Origin of the sequence: Streptomyces sp. M-16 (genome assembly GCF_052114405.1) — a bacterium.
Lineage (GTDB): Bacteria > Actinomycetota > Actinomycetes > Streptomycetales > Streptomycetaceae > Streptomyces.
The window spans coordinates 1-4,615 of sequence record NZ_JBFRER010000237.1; the positions used below are offsets into that span (position 1 = coordinate 1).

Genomic DNA, 4,615 nt, shown 5'->3' on the forward strand with positions numbered 1-4,615 from the left:
AACCCGGCCAGCAGGTCCCGTACCTCTTCCTCCGAGGCCTCCACCGCCACCATCACACCCCCGGCCGGGAGGGCCTGCATCAGCCGGCCGCGCGCCGCCACCAGCCGGGCCGCGTCGTCGAGGGAGAACACACCCGCCACGTGCGCGGCGGCGAACTCACCCACCGAATGACCCGCCAGGAAGTCCGGACGGACACCCCACGACTCCACCAGCCGGAACAGGGCCACCTCGACCGCGAACAGGGCGGGCTGCGCGTAACCCGTCCGGTCCAACACCTCCGCGTCGTCCCCGAACACCACGCCCGCCAGGGGACGTTCGAGGTGCTGGTCCACATGGGCACACACCGCGTCGAACGCATCCGCGAACACCGGGAAAGCCGCGTACAGATCACGCCCCATCCCCAGCCGCTGACTCCCCTGCCCCGAGAACAGGAACGCCGTACGGCGGTCCGCCGGGCGTGCGACGCCCCGTACCAGGTCTGCCGCCGTCTCCCCCTTGCTCAGGGCCTCCAGGCCGGCCGAGAGTTCGGCCGTGGTCCGGCCGAGCACCACCGCGCGGTGCGTCATGGCCGTGCGGGACTCGGCGAGGGAGAGGGCGAGGTCCGCCGGGGCGAGGCCCGCGTGGTTCGCGGTGTGGGTCAGGAGGTTGTGTGCCTGGGCCCGCAGGGACGCTTCGTCCTTGCCGGACAGCGTCCACGGCAGGCAGTGCTCCGCGGCAGGCGCCCCGTGGCCTTCCTCTTCGGCGGGCACGGTCGCCGGGGCCTCCTCGATGACGGTGTGGGCATTGGTGCCGCTCACACCGAAGGAGGAGACCGCCGCCCGTCGCGGGCGGCCGTCGGCCGCCCAGGCCACCGGCTCGGTGAGCAGGCGTACCGCGCCCGCCGACCAGTCGACGTGCGGCGAGGGCTCGTCCACGTGCAGGGTCTTGGGCAGCATGCCGTGCCGGAGTGCCATGACCGTCTTGATCACGCTCGCCACACCGGAAGCGGCCTGGGTGTGGCCGATGTTCGACTTGAGGGAGCCCAGCCACAGGGGCCGGCCGGCCGGCCGGTCCTGCCCGTACGTGGCCAGCAGCGCCTGCGCCTCGATCGGGTCTCCGAGCGCGGTGCCGGTGCCGTGGGCCTCGACGGCGTCCACGTCGGCGGCCGAGACCCCCGCCTTCGCGAGCGCCTGCCGGATCACGCGCTGCTGCGCCGGGCCGTTCGGGGCGGTGAGGCCGTTCGAGGCACCGTCCTGGTTGACGGCGCTGCCCCGCACGACCGCGAGTACCGGATGGCCGTTGCGCTGTGCGTCCGACAGCCGCTCGACCAGCAGCATGCCGACGCCCTCGCCCCAGCCCGTGCCGTCGGCCGCGGCCGCGAACGGCTTGCAGCGGCCGTCGGCGGCCAGGCCGCGCTGGCGGCTGAACTCGACGAAGGCGTTGGGGCTCGACATCACGGCCGCGCCGCCGACCAGTGCGAGTTCGCACTCGCCCTGGCGCAGGGCCTGGGTGGCCAGGTGCAGGGCGACCAGCGAGGACGAGCAGGCGGTGTCCACCGTCATGGCGGGCCCCTCAAGGCCGAGGGAGTACGCGATGCGGCCCGACATGACGCTGCTGGAGGCGCCGGTGAGCAGGTGTCCCTCGACCCCGTCGGGCAGCTGCCCGGGGCCGGCGCCGTATCCCTGGTATCCGGAGCCGACGAAGACACCGGTGCGGGTGCCGCGTACGGAGGAGGGTGCGAGCCGGGCCCGCTCCAGTGCCTCCCAGGCCGCTTCCAGGAGCAGTCGCTGCTGCGGGTCCATGGCGAGGGCCTCGCGCGGGGAGATCCCGAAGAACGTGGGATCGAAGTGGCCGGCGTCGTAGAGGAACGCGCCCTCGTTGACGTAGGTGGTGCCGGGGTGTTCGGGGTCCGGGTCGTACAGGGCGTCGAGGTTCCAGCCGCGGTCGGCGGGGAAGGCGGACACGGCGTCGACGCCGTCCACGAGCAGCTGCCACAGCTGTTCGGGCGAGTTCGCGCCGCCCGGGAACCGGCAGCTCATGGCGACGATCGCGATGGGCTCGTCGGGGGCCGCCTCCGTGCGCTCCCCCGGCGTGGCGGCGTCGGCGCGGGCGGTGGTGGAGCCGTGGCCGGAGAGCTCCGAGGTGAGGTGGTCGGCGAGCGCGTCCGCGTTGGGGTGGTCGAAGACCAGGGTGGTCGGCAGTCGAAGCCCGGTGGCGGCGTTCAGCCGGTTGCGCAGTTCGACGGCGGTGAGCGAGTCGAACCCGAGGTCCTTGAAGGACCGGTCGGAGGCCACCGCGTCCCGGCCCGCGTGCCCGAGCGCCCTGGCCACCTCGGTCCTGACGAGGTCGAGCAGGGCCCGGCGGCGCTCCGGTTCGGCGAGGGTCGCGAACCCGGCGCCGAGGGAGGACGCCGTGCTCTCGGGCCGGCCCGCGCTGCCCGCGCTCGGCCCGGTCCCCGCGAGGGCGTTCCGCGCCTCCGGCAGGTCGGCGAGGAGTGGGGCGGGTCGGGTGATGGCGAAGGCGGGCGCGAACCGGTCCCAGTCGACGTCGGCGACGACGACCGTGGTCTCGTCGTGGTCCAGGGCCCGTTGGAGCGCGGCGATCGCGGTGTCGGGGGACATGGGCGGCAGGCCGCGTCGGCGCAGGTGCGCCTCGGCTTCGTCGTCGTCCGCCATGCCGCCGTCGGCCCAGGGCCCCCAGGCCACCGACGTGGCGGCGAGGCCGTGGGAGCGGCGGCGCTCCGCGAGTCCGTCGAGGAAGGCGTTGGCGGCCGAGTAGGCGGCCTGTCGGCCGCTGCCCCACACTCCGGCCACGGACGAGAAGAGGACGAAGGCGTCCAGCGGCCGGTCGCCGAGCAGTTCCTCGAGGTGGGTCGCGCCCGCCACCTTGGCGGAGACGACGTCCGCGAGGTCGCCGAGGCCCAGGGTGTCGGTGGGCGCGAACTGCGGCATGCCGGCCGCGTGCACCACCGCCGTCAGCGGATACCGGTCCTCGGGAAGCGACCAGAGCAGGTTGGCTACCTCCTCCCGGTCGGACACGTCGCAGGCCACGATCGTGACCTTGGCCCCCAGTTCCTCGATCTCGTGGGCGATGTCCGCCGCTCCGGGGGCGTCGGGGCCGCGCCGTCCGGTCAGTACGACGTGTTCGGCGCCGCGCGCGGCCACGTACCGCGCCACTCGTGCCCCCAGCGCGCCGGTGCCTCCGGTGATCAGCACGGTGCCGCGCGGCTGCCAGGCCCTGTCGGCCGGTGCGGCACCGGCGAGGGCGCGCCCCAGGCGTCGGACGAAGATCCCGGACGGCCGGATGGCGATCTGGTCGTCTGCAGCGGATGCGGATGCGGATGCGGATGCGGGTGCCTCAGCGGATGCGGACAGTACGGACACCAAGCGGCGTGCCGTCCGTTCGTCGGGCGCACCGGCCAGGTCGACCAGTCCGCCCCAGCGCTCCGGGAACTCCAGGGCCACCGAGCGGCCGAGGCCCCAGACCATGCCCTGGCCGGGGCTGGTCAGCGGGTCCGATCGGCCGACCGTCACGGCTCCCGTGGTCACGCACCAGAGCGGTGCGGGCACCTCCGCGTCGCCCAGCGCCTGGACGAGCAGGGTGGTCTGGGCGAGGCCGGTGGGCAGCTGCGGGTGTACGGGGTGCGGGTCCTCGGCGAGGGCGAGCAGCGACAGGACCCCCGCCGGGGCGGTGTCGGCGAGCGCCGGGCGCAGGCGTCCGGCCAGTGCCGCACGGTCTTCGTCGGCGCCGACGACGAGCCGTACCGGTTCGGCGCCGTGGCGGGACAGGGCGGCCGTGACGGTGGCAACGGTACGGTCGTCCTCGGCGCCCGCCGGGACGACGAGCAGCCAGGCGCCGGTCAGCTCGGCCGTCTCCCGGCCGGTGAGCGGCTTCCACGAGGTCCGGTAACGCAGTGCGTCGACGACGGACTCGTCCCGCTGCCGGCGCCGCCACCGGGACAGTGCCGGCAGTACCGAGCTCAGCGGGGAATCCCCGTCGACGTCCAGCTGCTCGGTGAGGGCCGCCAGGTCCTGGTTCTCCACGGCTTCCCAGAATCCGGCGCCCGCGGGGTCGGCCGCGAGGGGTCCGGTCTCCTGCGGGTCGGCGGGGAGCAGCCAGTACGGCGTGCGCCGGAAGGCGTAGGTGGGGAGGTCTACCTGCCGGGCGCCGCGTCCGGCGAAGACGGCGGTCCAGTCGACGGGTACGCCGTGGACGTGGAGGCGGGCGAGGGCGGTGGTGACGGCCAGGTCCTCGGCGCGGTCGGTCCGCAGGAGGGGGACGGTGAGCGCGTGCTCGTCCAGGGAGTCCTGGGCCAGGGAGGTGAGCGCTCCGCCGGGGCCCACCTCCAGGAAGGTGCGGGCGCCCAGGTCGGCGAGGGAGGCGACGGCGTCCGCGAAGCGGACGGCCTCGCGGACGTGGCGAACCCAGTAGTCGACCGAGCAGAACTCCTCGCCCGTCACGGGGCGGCCGGTGAGCGTGGAGACGAGCGGCACGGTCGGGGCTCCGAAGGAAACGTTCTCGGCGACCTTGCGGAAGTCGTCGAGCATCGGGTCCATGAGGGGCGAGTGGAAGGCGTGGGAGACGGTCAGCGCCTTCGTCTTGCGCCCGTCGGCCGCGAGACGGTCCACGACCTTCG

Annotated in this window: 1 pseudogene; it reads right to left on the reverse strand. The window is 74.5% G+C overall.

What is annotated here, in order from left to right:
- Positions 1-4,607 (reverse strand): annotated as a pseudogene (locus AB4039_RS41480) (SDR family NAD(P)-dependent oxidoreductase); the annotation flags it as partial.
- Positions 4,608-4,615 lie beyond the last annotated feature (8 nt).